Source organism: Pseudomonas sp. LS2P72 (genome assembly GCF_054897865.1).
Genome location: NZ_CM142708.1, coordinates 3790382 through 3810242 on the forward strand (window position 1 = coordinate 3790382; position 19861 = coordinate 3810242).

A 19861-nucleotide genomic window follows, 5' to 3' on the forward strand; every position below is an offset into this window, starting at 1 on the left:
TCTACCCCTTCGGATGCATCAGGCGTGGGTTGCTGGCGATCGACAGCACATCGGCGCTGGTGTTGAGCAGGATGTAAGTCGCGGCGAAGATCAGGCTGCAGGCCTGCACCACCGGGATATCGCGCTTGGCCACCGAGTCCACCAACAACTGGCCGAGGCCCGGATAGACGAACACCACTTCAACCACCACCACGCCGACCACCAGGTACGCCAGGTTCAGCGCGACCACGTTGACAATCGGCGCCAGCGCGTTGGGCAAGGCGTGGCGGAAGATGATCCGCGACTGGCTGATGCCCTTGAGCCGGGCCATTTCGATGTACGGGCTGGCCAGCAGGTTGATCAACGAGGCCCGGGTCATGCGCATCATCTGCGCGATGACCACCAGGCTCAGGGTCGCCACCGGCAGCACCGATCGCTCCAGGATCGTGCCGAGGGACGCGTCCGGTGCCAGGTTGGAAATGCTCGGGAACCAGTTGAGTTTTACTGCGAACACCAGGATCAGGATGTAGGCGACGAAGAACTCGGGGAACGACACCGCACTCAATGCCGACGTATTGAGCAAACGGTCGAACCAGCTGTTGCGATACAACGCGGCAAGCATCCCCAGCAGCAAGGCCAACGGCACCGACACCAGCGCCGCCAGCAGCGCCAGGCTGAAGGTGTTGCCCAGGCGCGTAGTGACCAGATCAGCGATTGGCCGCTGGTTGGCCAGCGATACGCCGAGGTCACCGTGCAACAGTTGCCAGATCCAGTGCCCGAAGCGGGTCAGCGGCGGCAGGTCCAGACCCAGTTGCGCACGAAACGCCGCCACAGTCTCCGGCGTGGCGGACTGGCCGAGCATGGCCTGGGCAATATCGCCCGGCAGCATCCCGACGGCGAGAAAAATGATCACTGATACCGCGAAGAGCGATAACAGGCCTAGTGCCAAACGCTGCAACAGCAGCTTGAAAATACTATTCATCGTGCAGTTCCTTGAATTCGGCACGCTGGTGAAGACCACCACGACTATTGTGGGAGCGAGCCTGCTCGCGAATGCGTCATCTCAGTCAACATTGATGCTGTTTGACACACCGCATTCGCGAGCAGGCTCGCTCCCACATTTGATCTTCAGTGTTTTAACTATCCCGATTTACGCCTGCCACCACCGCTCGATCACGCGCAGTCCATCCAGTTCGCCATACGGCGCAGTCTGCCCGCCATGCATGACCCGGTTGGAACGGGCCGCCACGGAACTGGCGAACAGCGGCACGATCGCCCCGCCATCGTCCCGGCACAGCGACTGCATTTCGTTGTACATCTCGCGGCGCAACGGATCGTTCATTTCGCCCCGGGCGGCGTTGAGCAGTTGGTTGAAGCGTGGATTGTCCCAGTGGGTTTCGTTCCACGCCGCGCCCTTGGCGTAGCCGATGCTGAACATGCGGTCGGCGGTCAGGCTGCTGTACCAGAACGATGTGGTGAAGGGTTGTTTCATCCAGACATTGGAGAAGAAACCGTCGGCCGGTTCGCGCACCACGTCGATGTCGATCCCGGCCGCACGCGCCTGTTCCTTGAACAGCACCGAGGCATCGACCGCACCGGTGTACGCCGCCTCGGAGGCTTGGAGGCGTACCTTGAGCGAATCCAGGCCAGCCTTTTTAAGGTAGAAACGCGACTTGTCCGGATCGTAGGTGCGTTGTTCCAGGGAGGTGTTGATGAAACGGCTGCCGGGCTGGATCGGGTGATCGTTGCCCACCAGGCCATAGCCGTACAGCACCGAAGCCAAAAGCGTTTCGCGATTGATCGCGTGCTTCATCGCCATGCGCACGTCGTTGTTCTGGAACACCTGGCTGTCGGTGAGCATCGGGAAGGTGTAGTGCTGCGCGCCCTTGGTTTCTTCGATGACCAGCTTCGGGTTGCGTTTGAGCAGCGCCACGGTTTTCAGGTCGACCTTGTTGATCACGTCGACCTGCCCGGTGACCAGCGCATTCACTCTCGCCGCGCCATCGGCGATGGCGATCAGCTCGGCGCTGGCGAAATGCGCGCGGCCCGGCTTCCAGTAATCCGGGCTGCGTTCCAGGGTCATACGCACGCCGGGTTCGAAGTCCTTGAGGCGATAACCGCCGGTGCCGACACCCGCCTGCCAGTCCGCAATCCCGTCCTTGCTCGGCATGATCACCAAGTGATAGTCGGCCACCACGTAAGAGAAATCGGCGTTGCCCGAATGCAGCTCGAACACCACGCTGTCGCTGCCATGGACGCTGACGTTAGCCACATCGCCCAGCACGGTCTTGGCCGCCGAAGTGGATTTCTCGCCGAGGTGATGCCGGATCGACGCCACTACGTCATCGGCGGTCAGGGACTTGCCGTTGTGGAAGGTTACGCCTTGGCGCAGTTTGAAGGTCCAGACGCGTGCGTCCGGGGTCGAGGTCCAGCTTTCGGCCAGCTCGGGAATCGCCGTGCCGTCGACGGCAATTTCGCTGAGGGTGTTATAGACCGCCGAGAAGCCGACGAAGGTAAAGGTGTCGCTCCACGAGCCCGGATCGCGGGAATCGGTGGTGCTGCCACCGGCCAGGCCCAGGCGCAACACACCACCCGGTTTTGGCGTGGGTTCTGCGGCGAAAGCGCCAAACGGCAGGCCCACGGAGAACGCGCCGGCCACCGCGGCAGCGGTCGCGCTGAACTTGAGAAAGTCTCGGCGCGGAAAACTGAATTCGTGGTTCGCTTGAGTAATCTTGTTTTTGTTATCGCTCATGTGCATTTGCCCCTGATCAAAAGCTAATGAAATGCCGGTTCAAAACCACGCAAGACACCGGGCCATGGCCCGGTGCTAACAATCCTTGGAACGTTGACTGTCACACCTGGATCGCCTTCACTTCGACGAATTCGTTAAGCCCCTCTTCCCCCCATTCACGTCCATTGCCCGATTGTTTGTAGCCGCCGAACGGCGCCTGATAATTGAACGCCGCGCCGTTGAGGAAACACTGGCCCGCGCGCAATTGTCGGCCCAATTGCAAGGCCCGCTCGGTGCTGCCGGCCCACACCCCGCTGGACAGACCGAACGGCGAGTCGTTGGCCATCTGGATCGCCTGCGCCTCATCGGCATAGGGAATCAGGCACAGCACCGGGCCGAAGATTTCTTCCTGGGCGATGCGCATGCGGTTGTCGACGTCGGCGAACAGCGTCGGGTTGACGTAATAGCCGCGCTCGTACGCCGGTGCTGAATCGCTGCCGCACAACAAGCGCGCGCCTTCCGATTGACCGAGACGGATGTAGTCCTGCACGGTGCGTCGTTGCCCGGCGGAACACATCGGGCCAAGAAAGCTTTGCGGATCGAGCGGATCGCCCATGCGCAGGCTCAAGGTTTCTGCCAGGGCGATTTCCACGGCTTCGGCATAACGGCTGGCCGGCAGCAACAGGCGGGTCAGAGCGGTGCAGGTCTGCCCGGAGTTGATCATCACGTCCTGCACGCCGTAACGCACGGCCGCCTCCAGATCCGCATCCTCGGCAACCAACAGCGGCGACTTTCCGCCCAGTTCCAGACACACCCGTTTCACTGAAGGCGCCGCTGCTTGCGCAACCCGCACGCCGGCGCCGGTGGAACCGGTGAACGACACCATGTCCACGTCCGGGTGCCTGGCCAGGGCTTCACCGACCTTGGAGCCCGGCCCGCTGACCAGGTTGAACACCCCGGCCGGCAGGCCGATGTCTTCGACCATTTGTGCCAGCAGAAACGCGTGCAGCGGGGTTTCCTGACTCGGCTTGACCACCACCGTGCAACCGGCGGCCAGCGCCGGGCCGAGCTTGCCGATCAACTGGTGCAGCGGGTAATTCCATGGGTTGATGAACGCGCAGACACCCACCGCCTCGCGGAACACCAACGAGTTGCCGACCTCGCGCACTTCGCCCATCACCCCGGCAAGTTCGACGTACTGCTCAAGGCCCACGATCGGCCCGTCGACTTGCACCGAACGGCACCACTGCACCGGCATGCCCAGTTCAGTGGTGATCACCGCGGCCATTTCGTCGGCGCGGGCCCGCAGTTGATCGGCCAGTGCGCGGATGAAGCCGGCGCGCACGCTGGACGGCGTACGCGACCACGATGCAAAGGCCTTGCGCGCCGCCGCCACCGCATTGTCGACATCGCGTTCATCGCCCAGCGGCACGCTGCCGGCGACTTCTTCGGTCGCTGGGTTGATCACCTCGGCGATGCCCTGCCCCGACGGGATTTGCCAGCGGCCATCAATAAACAGTGCCTTGTGATTAAGCATGAACCTGAGTCTCCATCAGTTCTTGAGTGCAACGGGCAATACGCTGGCAGGCATCGCGCAACGGCGCGGCGCCCACCACCAGCCCGAGGCGAATATGACCGGCAGCGCTCGGACCGAACGCTTCACCGGCCAGTACCGAAACTCCGTGTCGATCGAGCAAGCGGTTGGCGAACGCCTGGGCGCTGAGCCCGGTTTCGCGGATGTCGACCATCACGAACATGCCGCCATCAGGCTTCAACGCACGCACGCCGGGGCAACCGGCCAGGCTTTCGCAGACCAGATCACGGCGTTGGCGATAGGCTTCTCGCATCGCTTCGAGTTCTGGCAGTAGGCTTTCCAGCGCCACCACCGCGGCGTCCTGAATGAAGTCCGGCAAGCCGTAAAGCATGCACAGCGCAAGGTTTTCCAGATGCGCGGACAACGAGGGCGGCGCCACCACCCAACCCACGCGCCAACCGGTCATGGCGTGGGATTTCGACAGGCTGTTGAGCGTCGCGGTGCGCTCGGCCATGCCCGGCAGGCTCGCCGGGCTGACGTGTTCGCCTTCAAACAACAGTTCGCTGTAGACCTCATCGGAAATCAGCCACAGATCGTGGGCGATGCACAGTTCGGCCAAGGCTTCCCAAGTGCGTCGCGGCAGGCTCGCGCCCGACGGGTTGTGCGGGCTGTTCAGTGCCAGCGCACGGGTGCGCGGGGTGATGCGCGCGGCGACATCCTCCGGCAAAACCCGGAAGCCGTTTTCCGAACGCACCGGCACCGGCACCACCACCGCGCCGCAGGCACCGAACACCGCTTCGTAGGTGACGTACATCGGTTCCGCGACGATCACTTCATCGCCCGGATTGAGTACGCATTGAGCCACGCTGAACAGCGCGCACTGCGCACCTGCCAGTACCGTGACCTCATCCGCCGAAACAGCCTGACCGCTGCGTTGCCGATGACGCTTGGCAATGGCTTCACGCAAGGCACGCTTGCCGCGCACCTCGGCGTAGTGGGTGTTGCCGGACAACAGGCTATCGATGGCGCTCTGCACGATGGGTTGCGGCGTGTCGAAATCCGGATCGCCAACCGACAGCAACAGGATGTCTTCGCCCTGTTCGCGCAATGCCAGCGCGCGGTAATGAATATCCCAGGCCGCAGCGCCGTCACCGGCTATGCGTTGGGTCAGATCGGAAAAGCGCATGGCCCTACCCCTTAAAAAAACCCACAAAACAAGGTTGAACCCTCAGCGAACGCAGGCATGCTTGAGTTCAATCAGGGTGACGCCGTTGCGGTTGAAGCCGTGGCGCAAGTCGGTTTGCAGTTCCGCGAGGTTCTGCGGCTGGGTTACCGTGCAACCGAATGCGCGACCGAGAGCAGCAAAATCCGGGTTGCGTGGCAGCACGCCGATCGGCTCGATGTCCAGGCCGATCATGTCGTCGCGAATCTGCCCCAGGGCGTCGTTGTTCCACAGCAAGACCACCAGCGGGCTGTCCAGTTCTTCGACCGCTGTCGCCAGTTCCTGCGCGGTGTAGAGGAAGCCGCCATCACCGACCAGCACCAGGCCCGGACGTTGCGGCGCGCCGAACTTGGCGCCGATGCCGGCCGGCAAGCCGTAGCCCAGGGTGCCGTAGCCGGTCGGATGCAACCAGCTGCGTGGCGCCAGGGAGTTGAAGGCGTAGTTGCCGGTGTAGGCCAATTGGGTCATGTCGGTGCTGATGAAAGCGTCGTCCGGCAGTTCGGCGGCGATGCGCTGCAGAATCGCCTGATGGATCGACTGCAACGGGCCATGGCCGGCCTGAATCGCGTTACGCAGTGCGGTCACTTTGGCGATGGCGGCGCCGGCGTCACGGATATCCGGCGACAGACGTTCCAGCAATGCACTCAGGGTCTGTTGCGCATCACCGTGCAACGGCACCGCGCATGGATAGAAGTCGTTGAATTTGCGCGGATCGATGTCCACTCGCAGCAGTTCCGCGTTGAGTGGCAGGCGCTCACGCCAGAAATCGGTGTCGGCCATTTCCGTCCCCACCGCCAGTACCACGTCGGCTTCGGCGATCAGGTTCCAGCCCGGCTCCACGCACAGCGACGAACCGGCATTGAGCGGCGCGTCCGGTGGCAGCAAGCCTTTGCCGGCGACGCTGGTGAACAGCGGCGCGGCCAGTCGAGTGCTGAGATCATGCAGTTCCTGCGTGGCATCCAAGGCACCACCACCGGCGATGATCATTGGTCGTTTGGCGCCATGCAGCTTGGTTACGGCCTGATCCAGCGAGGTGGCCGCTGGCGTACCGCGACCCGGGCGGCGCACTACGTCATTGCTCCAGTCGCGAGCCACCCGTGCCGACAGCACGTCCAGCGGCACCGAAATATGCACCGGGCGCGGACGCTCGCTATCGAACACCGCATAGGCGCGTGCGATCAGCTCCGGAAGGTCTTCGGCGCTCAGAGCCACTGCGGAGAACGCGGTGATCGGCGCGGTCATCGCGCGTTGATCCTGACATTCGTGCAGGCTGCCCCAACCCTTGCCGAGGCTGGCGCTGTGGTTGACGCTGGAAATCACCAGCATCGGAATCGAATCGGCGTAGGCCTGGCCGATGCCGGTGGCGGCGTTGGTCACGCCGGGGCCGGTGATGATGAAGCACACGCCGGGTTTGCCACTGACCCGCGCATAGCCGTCAGCCATGAAACTGGCGCCCTGCTCATGACGGGTCAGCACGTGGCGAATGCCGCTGCCGGGCAAGCCGCGATACAGCTCAAGCGTGTGCACGCCGGGAATGCCGAACACAGTGTCGACGCCGTAGTTGGCCAGCAGACGCACCAGCGCCTGGCCGCCGGTCAAGGTTATGCTTTGCATGTTCAGATCCTCACGCATGGCCAAGGCGAATCAACGCATCGACCGCAGTCGTGCCATCGGCACCGACCAACAATGGGTTCACATCGAGTTCGAGCAACTGCGCGACGTTTTCACACGCGTAATCGGCCACGGCACGGATCGCCGCCACCAACGCATCCAGATCCGCCGCTTCGCGACCGCGAAAACCTTGCAGCAACGCCGCGCTGCGCAGGCTCAGCAAGGCCTGGCGAATGGCCCCGTCGGTGGTCGGCAGCAACAGGCTGCGACTGTCCTTGAGCAACTCCACCAGAATGCCGCCGGCGCCAATCACCAGGGCCAGGCCGAAATCGTTTTCACGCTTGATGCCGACGATCAATTCCGCCAGTGGCGGCTTGGCCATCGGCTCAAGCAGCAGTTGATCCAAGGCCACGCCCGGTGCGTAAGCGGCAATGCTCGTGCGCATTTTTTCCAGTGCCGCGCTGAGGGCCGCGTCGTCCTTGAGGTTGAGCGCCACGGCGCCGGCCTCGGTCTTGTGCGGTAGTTGCGCGCTGACGGCTTTGAGCACCAACGGATAGCCCAATGCGTTGGCGTCTTGCACGGCTTTGGCCGGAGAACTGAGTACACCGTTGGGGGTTGGCAAGCCAAATTCACGCAAGGCCTGCTTGGAATCCCATTCGTTGAGCAACTGTCCTTCGCCTTTCAACGCTTGCGGGCACAACGGCACCAGCGCCGATTCGCCCAGCGCCAGCAAAGCCAGACGATTGCGTTGGTAGTCGGCGATGCGGCCCCACGCGGCCAACCCGTCTTCGACACCTTGCAATGCCGCTACGCCCTGCTGATGCAAACGCTCGCGGGCATGGGCCGGCAGCAGTTCGGGAAATGCCGAAGTGACAAAACCGGTCTTGCCGTGACGCACCAGTGCCTTGCAGTACAGGTCCAGTAGCAGGTCGCATTCCTTTCGCTCGCCGGTGAATTCCGAGGGGTAATCGAGCACCAGCATCGCTGCATCGGCTTCGGTGCGCAGGGCGCTGTCGAGCATGCGGTTCAGCGCTTCGCCATCGCCCCAGATCGCCGTGGTGAAATCCAGCGGGTTGACCAGGTTGGCGTAGGTTGGCAGCACCTGTGCCAGCTCATCGACCTGGCCAGCGTCGAGTTTCGGCAAGGCCAGTTCATTGCGTTCGGCGTAGTCGGCGATCAACCCGGCATCACCGCCGGAGCAGGCCAGCGCAATCAGGCTGTTGCCCGCCGGCAGATTGCCGCACGCCGCGGCTTTCAGGGTTTCAACAAAACTCACCGGACCGCTGACGCGAATCACTCCGAGCCTTGCGAACAAAGCGTCGTACAGCGCATCGGAACCGGACAACGAACTGGTGTGACTCAGGGCCAGTTCGGCGCCGATCTGCGACACGCCGGTTTTCAGAGCAATGATCGGAATGCCCTTCTCCAGAGCCTTGTGCGCGGCGCGGGCGAAACCCGGTACGTTTTTCAAGCCTTCCATATGCAGGCCGATGGCGGTGACCCGTGGCTCATCAAGCAACACGTCCATCAATTCGGCCACGCCCAGTTGCGCCTGATTGCCGACCGAGGCCATGTAGGCCACCGGCAGCGAGCGGTCACTCATGGACAGGTTGTAGGCGAAGTTGCCGCTCTGGGTCAGCACGGCCACGCCCTTCTCCACCGCATTGCCGCCATGGGCCACCGGCCACAGTGCGCAGCTGTGCAGGTAGTCGAGCAGCCCGTAGCAGTTGGGGCCGAGCAGCGCCATGTCGCCAGCGGCTTCGAGCAGTTGCTGTTGCAGGGCTTGGCCCTCGGCGCCAGTCTCGGCAAACCCTGAGGCGTAGCAGATCGCGCCGCCGGTACCAATGGCGGCGAGTTCGGCGATGCAGGTCAGGGTCAGTTCACGGTTGGTCGCGATGAACACCGCATCCGGGCCGCACGGCAAGTCGGCAATGCTGCGCACACAAGGTACACCTTCGAGGCTGTCGAACTGTGGGTTGACCAGCCACATTTGCCCTGGGTAACCGCCGTCGGCACAGCGCTTGAGCGCGCGGGCCATGCTGCGGCCACCGACGAACGCCACGTGGCGCGGGGCGAGCATGCGTTTGAGGTTGTCACGAATCGTTGGCGACATGGGAATTCTCCGGGGCGATCAGCGCAGCAGTGGCCGCAGCAGCTCGCGGGAAATGATGTGGCGCTGGATTTCCGAGGTGCCTTCCCAGATCCGTTCGATCCGCGCATTACGCCAGATACGTTCCACCGGACCTTCGTCCATCAGGCCCATACCGCCAAAAATCTGCACCGCCTCATCGGCCGCGCGCCCCAGCACTTCGCTGGCAAACAGCTTGGCCATGCCGGCGTCGCCATCGGTCATGGTGTCCTGGTCCATTTTCCAGGCGGTATGCAGGGTCAGCAGCTCCGCTGCGCGGATCTGCGTGGCCATATCCGCGAGCTTGAACGACACCCCTTGATAGGTGCCGATCGGCTGGCCGAATTGCTTGCGATCGGCCGCCCATTGCAGCGACACGTCCAGCGCTCGTTGCGCCTGACCGACGCAGTTGGCGGCGACCATCACCCGGCCGGCAGTCAACCAGGCGTTGGCCACTTCCCAGCCTTTGCCGACTTCGCCCAACACTTTGGAGGCCGGGACACGGCAGTCATCGAAGAACATTTCGAAGGTGTGATAACCACGGTTGCTCACGCACTTGGGGCCACGGCGAATGGTCATGCCCGGGGTGTCGCGGTCGACCAGGAACGAGGTCACGGCGTTGCGCTTGCGGCCGTTGTGTTCGTAGGTGTCGGTGACAGCGAAGACAATGGCGAAGTCAGCGTGGCCGGCGTGGCTGATGAAGTGTTTGCTGCCGTTGAGAACAAAGTCGTCACCGTCACGCACGGCACGGGTCTGGATTGCATTGGCATCGGAACCGGCGCCCGGTTCGGTCAACGCGAAGCAGTCGATCTTCTCGCCCTGGATGCACGGTAACAGGTAGTCGTCGATCTGATCGCCGGTGCAGGCCATGAGAATTTTCGATGGCCGCGCAACGAAGACATGCAGCGCCCAGGACACCTTGGAAAGCTCACGCTCGATCAGCGCCTGGGACAGGTAATCCAGACCACCACCGCCGACCTCTTCCGGCATGTTGAAGGCGTAGAAACCGGCGGCGATCGCCTTGCCGCGAATCTGCGCCGCCAGCTCCGGGGAGACTTCGTCGGCGCGATCGACTTCATCTTCATAGGGCAGCAGTTCCTTGGCGACGAAACTGCGGACCGCGTCCACCAACATTTCTTGTTCTTGGGTCAGTTGGAAATTCATGGTGCTACCTGTTGTTCGTATGCTGATAGAGGTGTACCGAGGCTCAACGACCGATAAAGCGTGCCGGGCGTTTTTCCATGGCCGCGCGCAGGGCTTCGTTGCCGTCCTCGCTGCGACCGCACAACAGGCCGGCGGCCAGTTCCGCTTGCAGTTGCTCGGACAAGGTACGGTCGGCGCCTTCGCACATGAGTTTTTTGGTCTGGGCAAAGGCAAAGGTCGGCCCTGCGGCCAAGCGTGCGGCGAGCTCTCTGGCGACGCTCTGCAATTGATCGTCGGCGCAAACTTCGCTGACCAGGCCAGCGGCCAGAGCACGGTCGGCGCCCCACAATTCGTCGAGGAACAACAGGCGCTTGGCTTGCTCGGCACCGATCAGACGTGGCAGGTGCCAACTGGCGCCGGCGTCCGGCGAGTAAGCCATGCTGGTGTAGCCGGCCTTGAACCGCGCCGACTGTCCGGCGATGCGCAGGTCGCAGCACAGGGTCAGGTCCATACCCGCGCCGACGGCGGTGCCGTTGATGGCGGCGATGGTCGGCTTTTCCAGGCTATACAAACGGCTCATCAGGGCGTGGGCGGTTTCGGTCCAGCCGTAGCTTTCCAGTGCACCACAGGCTTCAGCGGCGGCCCATTCGTCGAGGTCGGCACCGGCGCAGAAGCTGCGACCGCTGCCGGTCAGCACGACAACGCGGACCGCAGGATCGGCGTTGAAACCGTCGAGCAAGGCGTGGATATTTTTCAGGGTCGGGATGTCCAGCGCATTGCGCTGGGCGGTGCGATTGAGGGTGATCCAGGCAACGCCTGCTTCGACCTGACTTAGCAGAGAATCGTGAGTAGTCATGCGAGTCCTCGAATTATTGTGTTTGGCGTGAGGTGATGCGACTGAGGTCATACTAAACGAGTGTTCAGCAAGGCGGCAATCGAAGGTGAAATGCGCTGTAACAGACTTGAGATTTGTTTAAGCTATTGTTTTATATGGGTTATCGCTCGACAAGCGATCGTGGGGCGGTGGCGCTGTTACAACTTCGAACAACTGCCTACATTGCTGTGATATCTGGGACGCCTTCGCGGGCAAGCCTCGCTCCTACGGGATTTGCGGAACAACGGTGGGAGCGAGCTTGCTCGCGATGGCGTCATCACAATCAACATATCTGCTGACTGATCTACCGCTATCGCGAGCAAGCTCGCTCCCACAGGGTTTGGATTTTTTTCTGGGGCTTACGGCAAGCTCGGCGCCAACACCGCTTCGCGTTTGCGATGAAACACAAAGTACGCGCCATAGCACAGGGCGATGAATCCAAAGCCCCAATACAGCGACGGGCGCTGGGTTTCGTCCAGTGCCAGGAACACGAACAACGAGCAGCACAGCGTGATGCACATCAATGGCAGCACCGGGAACCACGGGGCGCGGTATTTCAGGTCGCTGAGTTTGCCGCCATCGCGCAGGTAGGCTTTGCGGAACTTGTATTGCGCCAGAGCGATGACAATCCAGGTCACGGTGCCAGACATGCCACTCACCGCCATCAGCACCATGAACAGCGTGTCCGCCGCTACGAAACTGGTCATCAGCGACACCAGGGCAAAACACAAAGTGATGCTCAGGGCGCGCAACGGCACGCCGCGTTTGCTCAGTACCGACAGGCCTTTGGGCGCCATGCCGGTTTTCGACATGGCCCAGAGGATGCGGGTCGACGCGTAAAGGCCGGAGTTGCCCACCGACAAAATCGCCGTGAGGATCACAAAGTTCATCAAGTCAGCGGCGTACGGGATGCCGACCATGTCGAACACCTGCACGAATGGACTTTCCATCAGCCCTGCCTGCTGCCACGGTACGATGGCCGACAGCACGATAATCGCCAGCACATAGAAAATCAGCACCCGGAACACCACGTTGCGCACGGCGCGCGGGATGCTTTTTTCCGGCTGGTCGGTTTCGCCAGCGGCCACGCCCATGATCTCGCAGCCCTGGAAGGCGTAGACCACGGTCATCATCACCGCGAATACTGCCGACAGGCCGTGAGGGAACAACGAGTCGCCGATCAGGTTGCTCATCATCGGCGCGGGTGCGCCACTGGTCAGGGGAATCGCGCCGAAGATCACCAGCACGCCGACCACGATGAAGCCGAGAATCGCCGCGACCTTGATCCCGGAGAACCAGTATTCCGCCTCACCGAAGGCGCGGGTCGCCAGGGCGTTGAGGCCGAACAGCACCACCACGAACAGCGCCGACCAATACCAGATCGGCACCGCCGGGAACCAGCGGGTCATGAGCATCCCGGCTGCGGTGAATTCCAGGCCGACTGTGGTGGCCCAGCTCATCCAGTACACCCAGCCGATCATGAACCCGGTGGCCGGGCCGATGTATCGGGTGGCGTGGGTCTGGAACGAACCGGATACCGGCATGTGTACCGACAGTTCGCCCAGGCAGACCATCACCAGGTACATCAGGAAACCGGCGACGAGGTACGCCAGAATCGCCCCCATCGGACCGCCCTGGTTGATGATCACCCCGGAGCCCATGAACAGACCGGTGCCGATCACGCCGCCCAGAGACAGCATGAAAATGTGCCGGCTTTTCAGGGCTCGGGTCAGATGGATGCCTTTGCGTTCAGTGCTTTCGTTCATGTCGGCACCTCAGCGGTCAGTGAGGTGTGCGACGCATGACAGGCGATCATGGCGCGGGGAAGGATCAGCTTTAGGCAATTCATTATTATTGTCTCCAAGAAGCTTCGAAGACCGCGCTGCGGCGGCTGCGTCGATTATTGGAACGCCATGTAAGGTCGCGTTGTACGCAGCGATCTAAGTTGTAGAAAATCGTAACGATATTGTAAGAGCGGCTTGTTCATCTGTGCTGCAACAGATCTTCCAGGGTTTGCTGCGCCCGTTGTATTTGCGCTTGAACGGTCGGCGCCAGCTCACGGATTGCCGGTTCGTCGTTGCCCAGCGCCGCTGTTTCCAGCCTGCGCAATACCTCAGCCAATCCACGAAAACCCAATGAATCGCTGCTGCCGGACAGGCGATGCGCCAGTTGCGCTACCTCTGTGCAATCGTCGGCCTCGATTGCTTCGTCCAGCGCATCTCGGTGCTGAAGGATCGAGTCGTGCAGCAATGCCAGCAGGCCCTGCACCTTTTGCTCACCGAGCAAGGTGCGATGGGTTTGCAGCAACGCCCAGTCCATCGTCCCGCCAGCCACCAAGGGTTTTTTGACAATCGTCTGCCCCGCCAGCACCTGGCGCAGGCTGTCCAGCTTCAGCGGTTTGGCCAAAATGCCGTCCATGCCGGCGTCCAGGTAACCGCGTACCAACGCCGGTTGTACGCTGGCGGTCAGGGCGAAAATGCGCGTCTGGCAATTCGGCCCGTCGGTGCTACGGATCTGTGAGCAAAGCTCGACGCCGCTCATCCCCGGCAGATGCACATCCAGCAGAATCAGATCAAAAGCCCGTGTCGCACACTGCAACAACGCCTGTTGAGCATCGATGGCCAGCCACACCTGATGCCCATCCCGTAGCAGCAGCCCCTCGGCCACTTCACGGTTGAGCGCCACATCCTCGACCACCAGAATGTCCAGTTCCGGGCCCTCCTCGGGAAGCGGCGTTACGTTGATGACATCGTTGGCCGGCTCCAGGGCCAGTTCGAACCAGAAACAACTGCCGTGCCCGACTTCGCTGCTGACACCGATGCAACCACCCATGTGCTCCACCAGATTCTTACAGATCGCCAACCCTAACCCGGTGCCGCCAAAGCGCTGCGCCACTTCCTCGCTGGCCTGGGTGAAGCGCTCGAAAATCTTCGCCTGCATCGCCGGGGCAATGCCGATGCCGTCATCAGTGACACTCACCCGCAAGTGCTGCCCGTTCTGCCCTTCAGTCGGCGCGAGCAACGCCACTTCCACGCCGACCTCGCCGCCTTCGGTGAACTTGATCGCATTGGCCAACAGGTTGCTCAAGACCTGGCGCAAAAATTGTTCCGCGCCGTGGTGATGTTCAGCCACCCGCTGATCGACCCGGCAAGTGAGAATCGTGTCGTTGTTCAGCGCCTTGGGTTCCACCAGGGTCAGCACTTCGTCGAGCAATTGGCGAATCGAGAAATCCACCGGCTCTGGCAGGCTCGCCCCCTCCTCCAGCTTGGCGAAATACAGCACTTCATTAAGGATGGCCAGCAAGCCCTCACCGGCCTTGTGCAAGGCATCCAGGCGCTTGCTGTCCTGCTGATTCAGGCTGGCGCCGCGCAGCAACTCAGCCATACCGAGAATACCGTTGAGTGGCGTGCGCAACTCGTGGCTCATGGTCGCCAGAAACCGCGACTTGGCCTGGTTGGCCGCTTCGGCTTCGTCCTTGGCGCGCATCAAGCTGGCGGTGCGCCGCTCGACCCTGCGCAGCAATTCATCGCGATTGTCCTGCAAGGCCAGGCGGTCGGTTTCCCGGCGGTCGATATCAATGAGGATCGCCCGGCGCATGTCATCCAGTGCGTTGGCCACGGTGTCGATTTCATCTTCTTGAGCGTTGCGCCGCTTGTCCAGGCGTAACGGCTCGTGCCATTTACCGGCGGCGATGCGCCGGGCAAATTCGGCCATGACTCGCAAGTGGCGGGTGACCAATCGATAGAACAAGCCGGACAGCGCCACCGCCAAACCGCAGAGAAATACGCCCATCCACAACAAACTGGTCAACCCGGTGGCATACAGGCGCTGATGCACCGCGCCCAGATCAGTGCTGACTTGCAGTTCGCCGAGCTGGCGCAACGGGCCGGATGGCGGTAGATAGCGCAGGGCAAAACGTTCGATGCGCAACGGCCCCACCGGGTTGGGATTGCCTTGTAGCAAGTCGTAGTCCGGACTGGTCAGGTGCACCCGCGCCACGTCGGAAAAACCCACCAGGCCGCGCAATTGCACGTTCAACTGCTCCTGGTTCAGATCCCACAGACTGCGCTCCAGGCTCGCCAGATAACCGGCGCGGATCAACTCCATGCGCGAGTCGATCTCGCGCATTTCCCGACGGTATTCGATGTATAGCTGCACGCTGCTGGCCAGCACCGTGAAGCACAGGCTGAACAACAGAATGAACAGCAGCAGACGCCGCAATAGTCCACCGGGGCGGGCGCGGATCATTGTGTGTTGGCCGGCAGGTTGATCATGTCGCGGTAGGTGACTTCGCTTTCATTGAGCAGACGCTCGATATCACCGGCATCGACCATGCGCTGCAGCTGCGCATTGATTTGCGGCATATGCCTGGCCAGCGGCGAAAGACGCGAAACGGCCACCCGCAGATGGTCCATGCTCAATACATCGGGCAAGGCCACGATGTCTTGTGCGCCGGGCAGGTTTGCGATGTACAACTGACCGGTGCGACGCTCCTGGACAATGAAATCGATGCGCCCGCGAATCAGCTTGCCGAAGTTCTGGCGGTTGTCGGAGACCCATTCGATGTTGTTGTTTTGCGCGACCATGCTATCGAACTCCACGCCGTAGCTTTCACCGAACAGCAAGCCGCCACGGTATTTGGCCAGATCTTGCAGCCGTTCGAATTTCACCGGGTGCTGGCGATTGATGAACAAAGCCACTTCTTCGCGCAGCACCGGCACCGTGGAAAACAGCATGCTCTGTTCCCGTTGCGCGTTGCTGTAGGCCAGCACCACGTCGACCCTGCCTTCAGCGGCATCCAGCAGGCAGCGCTTCCAGTTGCCCAGCACCACCATCTCGACCTCGTAGCCCAATTGACTGAACAGCTTTTTCACCACGCCCGGCGCCAGACCCCGAACCTGTTTGCCGTCGCTCCAGGAAATCGGCGGGTATACCGGGTAATCGCAATAACGGACCTTTTCGGCCGCCAGGGTACTGCCGGCCACCAGCGCCAGCATCAGCCAAAGCAGTCGCCTCACAACCGTCACGCCGCCAGGCTGGCAGTGAACAGGTAACCGGCGCCGTGGATGGTGATGATCAACTGCGGTTCGGCGGGATCGTCGTGCAACTTGCGGCGCAAGCGGCCAACCAGCACATCGATGGAGCGGTCGTTGGGCACCCATTCGCGGTTGCGAATCTGGTCCATCAACTGGTCGCGGCTCAGGGTGTGGCCGCTGTTGCGCAGGAACACGCTGAGCAACTGGTATTCGCCGTGGGTCAGCAGGGTTTCACTGCCGGCTGGATCGATCAGGCGCCGGCGATCGGTATCCAGCGCCCAATCGGCGAACTGTTTGACCGGTTTGGACACAGCCGCCACGGGCTGCGGTGATTGCGCATGCCGAACCCGCCGAGTCAGGTTTTTCGCCCGGGACACCAGTTCCCGTGGATTGAGGGGTTTGATCACGTAGTCATCGGCGCCGCATTCGAGGCCGACGATGCGGTCGATTTCGTCATTGCGCCCGGTGATCAGGATGATCCCTACTTCCGAACGCACCCGCAGCTCCCGGGTCAGGGTCAAGCCATCCTTGCCGGGCAAACGGATATCGAGCATGACCAGGTCCACGGTCTGACTGGCGAGGAAGGTTTCGGCCAGTTCCGCCGTGGCGGCGCAATGTACCTCGTAGCCTTCCCGGGAAAGATAGGCCTGCAAGAGTTCGCGAATCAGCGGATCGTCATCGACGATCAGTACCCGAGGAGTCATTGCTTGGTGTCCTGCACAGGCCCGAAGGCTTATTTCTTATTAGAGTGTTTTGTTGCATCTGCGCCAGAGAGTATCCACTGTTGAACAAGCGATCAACAGCTGCTCGTCTGCACACAAAAGCGCTGGCGACCGCCGGCCTGCAAACCATCGACCCAAGCCTCGCAAATCTGCATGCCCTGCTCCGGGGTGAAGGTGCCGGGGTTGAGGCCCAACTCCAGCCACAAACCGTCAAGCAAGGCGCTCAGGCTGATGGCGGCGAGATCGGCGTCGAAGTTTTCCCAGCCCTCCTCCAGCGCCAGTTCCATCAGCACTTTGCGCAAGATGCCGCGGTATTCGCCATAGGACTGATCGTGAGCCTGATTGATCGCCTCGGCAGTTTTCACTGCGCCCCAGAATGCCAGCCAGGCATCGATCAGCTGCGGGTCGAGCAATTCGGCGGAAAACGAACCACGGAAGAACGCCGACAACCGTTCGCGGGCATTGGGCGCCGCCTGTTCCATGGCCTCGCGCAGCAGGGTCATGACGCGCCCGGTGATCGCCATGTAGGCCTCGGCCACCAGTTCGTCCTTGCCGGAATAGTGATGGCTGATCAAGCCGACCGACACACCTGCCTCAGCGGAAATTTTGCGGATTGAAGCGCCCTGGAAGCCATGGCGCTTGAGACACACCAACGTCGCCTCGATCAGATTGGCCTTGCGCAACTCCGGTTCCATGCGAGAAAAACGGGCTTCCTGATTCATGACGACACGCTCCTGGATCCAATCATGGGGCCCGCGTATTGCCGGCGAGCTGAACGACTGTACAGCAAGAGCGTGGCATGTCTCCAGCAGTCATACGCCTGAAAGACCGCTTTCGCGAGCAGGCTCGCTCCCACACTTGGCCAGCGTGGAGCCCAAATTCGTGCCACAACGCATATCCCCTGTGGGAGCGAGCCTGCTCGCGAAGGCGCCACACGATACAACACTGGGTCTCGATCAGTCCCGATAACCCGGCGCCACCCGATCCAGCAACCTCAACAGTGCCGCCCAGGCCAACTGCATTGCATCCGGGTCGCTCAGCTCGCCGTCATCCAGCGGCCGACCAGGGTCGTTGAACTGGCGCTCGGTGTGTTCGCACACCTCGGCCGGGGGTAACACCAGCTCACCGGCAGCTTGCGCGGCCAACTGGATTTCGCAGGCTTTTTCCAAATAGTACATGCGCAAAAATGCCTGGTTCACCGTCTCGCCAACCGTCAGCAGACCGTGGTTGCGCAGCATCAGCACCGGTTTGTCGCCCAAGTCCTGCACCAATCGTTGTTGCTCGCTCATGTCCAGCGCCACGCCTTCGTAGTCGTGGTAAGCAACGCGACCGTAGAACTCCATGGAAATCTGATTGACCGGCACCAACCCGCATTTCAATGCGGCGACTGCGCAACCGGATTTGGTGTGGGTATGCAGCACGCATTGTGCGTCTTCGCGGGCACCGTGAATGGCGCTGTGAATCACGAAACCGGCGGGGTTCACCGGGTACGGTGACAGTTCAACGGCCCGGCCTTCGAGGTCGATTTTCACCAGATTGGATGCAGTGATTTCATCAAACATCAGCCCATAGGGGTTGATCAGAAAGTGATGTTCCGGCCCCGGCAGGCGCACCGAGATGTGGGTGAAAATCAGGTCGGTCATGCGAAAATGTGCAATCAAGCGATAACAGGCTGCCAGTTCTTCGCGCAGGCGCTGTTCGGTAGCGCTGCGCGCAGTCAGGTAGGTCGCGATCTCATTCATCGTTATGGTTCTCTAGGCTGATCGGTTCGGGCAGTCAGTACGGCTGGACGCGCATGGACGTCCAGCCGCAGTCAGTTACTTGCTCGCCCAGGCGTTGAAGCGCTCCTCAAGCTCCTCGCCATGGTCGACCCAGAAACCGACGTCCATCGACAGCGCGCCCTTGAGGTTCTGCGGCGCAGTCGGCACCCATTGCGCGAGTTTGTTGTCCAGTCGCGCAGCGGCCTCGGTGTTGGTCGGGCCATAGGGGATTTGCTGCACGTACTTGACCTGGGCATCCGGCTGATTGGCAAAGGCGATGAAGCGCTGGGCCTGATCGACATGTTTGGAGCCCTTGATGATCGCCCAGTAGTCCATGCCATACAGGCTGCCGGGCCAGACCAGCCCCAGATGGCTGCCGCTTTGCGCGGCGGCGGCGATGCGTCCGCTGTAGGTTGAAGTCATCACCACATCGCCGGCGGTCAGCCATTGCGCCGGTTGTGCGCCCGCTTCCCACCACTGGATGTACGGCTTGATCTGATTGAGTTTGGCAAACGCCCGGTCTACGCCCTGTGGGGTATTGAGCACCTTGTAGACATCCTCGACCTTCACCCCGTCAGCGAGCAAGGCGAACTCCAGGTTGTACACCGCGCGTTTGCGCAGGCCACGTTTGCCCGGAATTTTCTGCACGTCCCAGAAATCGGCCCATGAGGTCGGAGCCTTGGCCAGTTTGTCGGTGTCGTAGGCAATCGCAACGCTCCACACCAGCGCCGCTGAACCGCACTCCTGCGCGGCTTCGGGGATCAACTGCCCGGCGTCGCCCAGGCGGGTCCAGTCCAGACGTTCATACATGCCTTCTTCGCAGCCGCGCATCAGGTCCGGGCCTTCGATCTGCACCACGTCCCAATCGACATTGCCGGTGTCGACCATGACTTTGATCTTGGCCATTTCGCCGTTGTATTCGCTCTGGATGACCTTGCTTTGTTCCACTGCGCTAAACGGTTGGAAGAACGCCACGTCCTGGGCTTTTTGTCCGGCCCCGCCGTATCCGACCACCACCATGTCCGAAGCTGCCTGAGCGCTGCCCAGGCCGATGGCCAGGGTCAACACCAAGGGATAAAAACCGTGCTTGAGCGTATTCGATTTCATCAGTGGTTCCTCGT

Annotated in this window: 15 protein-coding genes; all 15 read right to left on the reverse strand. The window is 61.7% G+C overall.

The features are described from left to right. Window position 1: 1 nt before the first annotated feature. Window positions 2–961, reverse strand: coding sequence for an ABC transporter permease (locus ACYZUA_RS17320; protein ID WP_461959838.1), 960 nt, complete (start codon window positions 959–961; stop codon window positions 2–4). A gap of 168 nt (window positions 962–1129) precedes the next feature. Further along, the gene (locus ACYZUA_RS17325) at window positions 1130–2731 is read right to left on the reverse strand and encodes an ABC transporter substrate-binding protein (protein ID WP_461959839.1); all 1602 of its coding nucleotides are present in this window, start codon (window positions 2729–2731) and stop codon (window positions 1130–1132) included. A 100-nt stretch (window positions 2732–2831) separates the two neighbouring features. Then, on the reverse strand, window positions 2832–4247 hold the full coding sequence (locus tag ACYZUA_RS17330; protein ID WP_461959840.1) for an aldehyde dehydrogenase family protein: 1416 nt from the start codon (window positions 4245–4247) through the stop codon (window positions 2832–2834). Continuing rightward, a complete protein-coding gene (locus tag ACYZUA_RS17335) occupies window positions 4240–5430 on the reverse strand; it encodes a pyridoxal phosphate-dependent aminotransferase (RefSeq protein ID WP_461959841.1) in 1191 nt (396 codons plus the stop codon). The genes ACYZUA_RS17330 and ACYZUA_RS17335 overlap by 8 nt, the downstream gene beginning before the upstream one ends. A gap of 42 nt (window positions 5431–5472) precedes the next feature. Beyond that, window positions 5473–7080 (reverse strand): 5-guanidino-2-oxopentanoate decarboxylase, encoded by a 1608-nt coding sequence (locus ACYZUA_RS17340; RefSeq protein ID WP_461959842.1) that lies wholly within the window; start codon window positions 7078–7080, stop codon window positions 5473–5475. A gap of 10 nt (window positions 7081–7090) precedes the next feature. Beyond that, the gene (locus ACYZUA_RS17345; RefSeq protein WP_461959843.1) at window positions 7091–9190 is read right to left on the reverse strand and encodes an acetate--CoA ligase family protein; all 2100 of its coding nucleotides are present in this window, start codon (window positions 9188–9190) and stop codon (window positions 7091–7093) included. A gap of 18 nt (window positions 9191–9208) precedes the next feature. Next, window positions 9209–10369 carry an acyl-CoA dehydrogenase family protein gene (locus ACYZUA_RS17350; RefSeq protein WP_461959844.1) on the reverse strand — a complete coding sequence of 387 codons (1161 nt, stop codon included), beginning with the start codon at window positions 10367–10369 and terminating at the stop codon, window positions 9209–9211. A 43-nt stretch (window positions 10370–10412) separates the two neighbouring features. After that, window positions 10413–11204 (reverse strand): enoyl-CoA hydratase/isomerase family protein, encoded by a 792-nt coding sequence (locus tag ACYZUA_RS17355; protein WP_461959845.1) that lies wholly within the window; start codon window positions 11202–11204, stop codon window positions 10413–10415. Window positions 11205–11581: 377 nt separating this feature from the next. Next, the gene (locus ACYZUA_RS17360) at window positions 11582–12988 is read right to left on the reverse strand and encodes an amino acid permease (protein ID WP_461959846.1); all 1407 of its coding nucleotides are present in this window, start codon (window positions 12986–12988) and stop codon (window positions 11582–11584) included. Window positions 12989–13205: 217 nt separating this feature from the next. Next, window positions 13206–15470: an ATP-binding protein gene (locus ACYZUA_RS17365; RefSeq protein WP_461959847.1), complete on the reverse strand. Its 2265-nt coding sequence runs from the start codon at window positions 15468–15470 to the stop codon at window positions 13206–13208. Next, complete coding sequence (locus ACYZUA_RS17370) at window positions 15467–16219, reverse strand: substrate-binding periplasmic protein (RefSeq protein ID WP_461964030.1); 753 nt, start codon at window positions 16217–16219, stop codon at window positions 15467–15469. Before ACYZUA_RS17370 ends, ACYZUA_RS17365 begins: the two co-directional genes overlap by 4 nt. A gap of 26 nt (window positions 16220–16245) precedes the next feature. Continuing rightward, a complete protein-coding gene (locus ACYZUA_RS17375; RefSeq protein ID WP_461959848.1) occupies window positions 16246–16962 on the reverse strand; it encodes a response regulator in 717 nt (238 codons plus the stop codon). A 92-nt stretch (window positions 16963–17054) separates the two neighbouring features. Further along, complete coding sequence (locus ACYZUA_RS17380) at window positions 17055–17702, reverse strand: TetR family transcriptional regulator C-terminal domain-containing protein (protein WP_201181884.1); 648 nt, start codon at window positions 17700–17702, stop codon at window positions 17055–17057. Between the two features lie 234 nt (window positions 17703–17936). Continuing rightward, complete coding sequence (locus tag ACYZUA_RS17385) at window positions 17937–18722, reverse strand: class II aldolase/adducin family protein (RefSeq protein ID WP_461959849.1); 786 nt, start codon at window positions 18720–18722, stop codon at window positions 17937–17939. Between the two features lie 75 nt (window positions 18723–18797). Then, window positions 18798–19847: an ABC transporter substrate-binding protein gene (locus ACYZUA_RS17390; RefSeq protein WP_461959850.1), complete on the reverse strand. Its 1050-nt coding sequence runs from the start codon at window positions 19845–19847 to the stop codon at window positions 18798–18800. Between the last annotated feature and the right edge of the window lie 14 nt (window positions 19848–19861).

What these genes read in the sequence shown, in the direction of transcription:
- ACYZUA_RS17370 (WP_461964030.1), bottom strand. Translation starts at nt 16,219, where the DNA reads ATGCTGGCGCTGGTGGCCGGCAGTACCCTGGCGGCCGAAAAGGTCCGT.
- ACYZUA_RS17365 (WP_461959847.1), bottom strand. Translation starts at nt 15,470, where the DNA reads ATGATCCGCGCCCGCCCCGGTGGACTATTGCGGCGTCTGCTGCTGTTC.
- ACYZUA_RS17390 (WP_461959850.1), bottom strand. Translation starts at nt 19,847, where the DNA reads ATGAAATCGAATACGCTCAAGCACGGTTTTTATCCCTTGGTGTTGACC.
- ACYZUA_RS17325 (WP_461959839.1), bottom strand. Translation starts at nt 2,731, where the DNA reads ATGAGCGATAACAAAAACAAGATTACTCAAGCGAACCACGAATTCAGT.
- ACYZUA_RS17360 (WP_461959846.1), bottom strand. Translation starts at nt 12,988, where the DNA reads ATGAACGAAAGCACTGAACGCAAAGGCATCCATCTGACCCGAGCCCTG.
- ACYZUA_RS17345 (WP_461959843.1), bottom strand. Translation starts at nt 9,190, where the DNA reads ATGTCGCCAACGATTCGTGACAACCTCAAACGCATGCTCGCCCCGCGC.
- ACYZUA_RS17350 (WP_461959844.1), bottom strand. Translation starts at nt 10,369, where the DNA reads ATGAATTTCCAACTGACCCAAGAACAAGAAATGTTGGTGGACGCGGTC.
- ACYZUA_RS17385 (WP_461959849.1), bottom strand. Translation starts at nt 18,722, where the DNA reads ATGAATGAGATCGCGACCTACCTGACTGCGCGCAGCGCTACCGAACAG.
- ACYZUA_RS17375 (WP_461959848.1), bottom strand. Translation starts at nt 16,962, where the DNA reads ATGACTCCTCGGGTACTGATCGTCGATGACGATCCGCTGATTCGCGAA.
- ACYZUA_RS17380 (WP_201181884.1), bottom strand. Translation starts at nt 17,702, where the DNA reads ATGAATCAGGAAGCCCGTTTTTCTCGCATGGAACCGGAGTTGCGCAAG.
- ACYZUA_RS17335 (WP_461959841.1), bottom strand. Translation starts at nt 5,430, where the DNA reads ATGCGCTTTTCCGATCTGACCCAACGCATAGCCGGTGACGGCGCTGCG.
- ACYZUA_RS17355 (WP_461959845.1), bottom strand. Translation starts at nt 11,204, where the DNA reads ATGACTACTCACGATTCTCTGCTAAGTCAGGTCGAAGCAGGCGTTGCC.
- ACYZUA_RS17340 (WP_461959842.1), bottom strand. Translation starts at nt 7,080, where the DNA reads ATGCAAAGCATAACCTTGACCGGCGGCCAGGCGCTGGTGCGTCTGCTG.
- ACYZUA_RS17330 (WP_461959840.1), bottom strand. Translation starts at nt 4,247, where the DNA reads ATGCTTAATCACAAGGCACTGTTTATTGATGGCCGCTGGCAAATCCCG.
- ACYZUA_RS17320 (WP_461959838.1), bottom strand. Translation starts at nt 961, where the DNA reads ATGAATAGTATTTTCAAGCTGCTGTTGCAGCGTTTGGCACTAGGCCTG.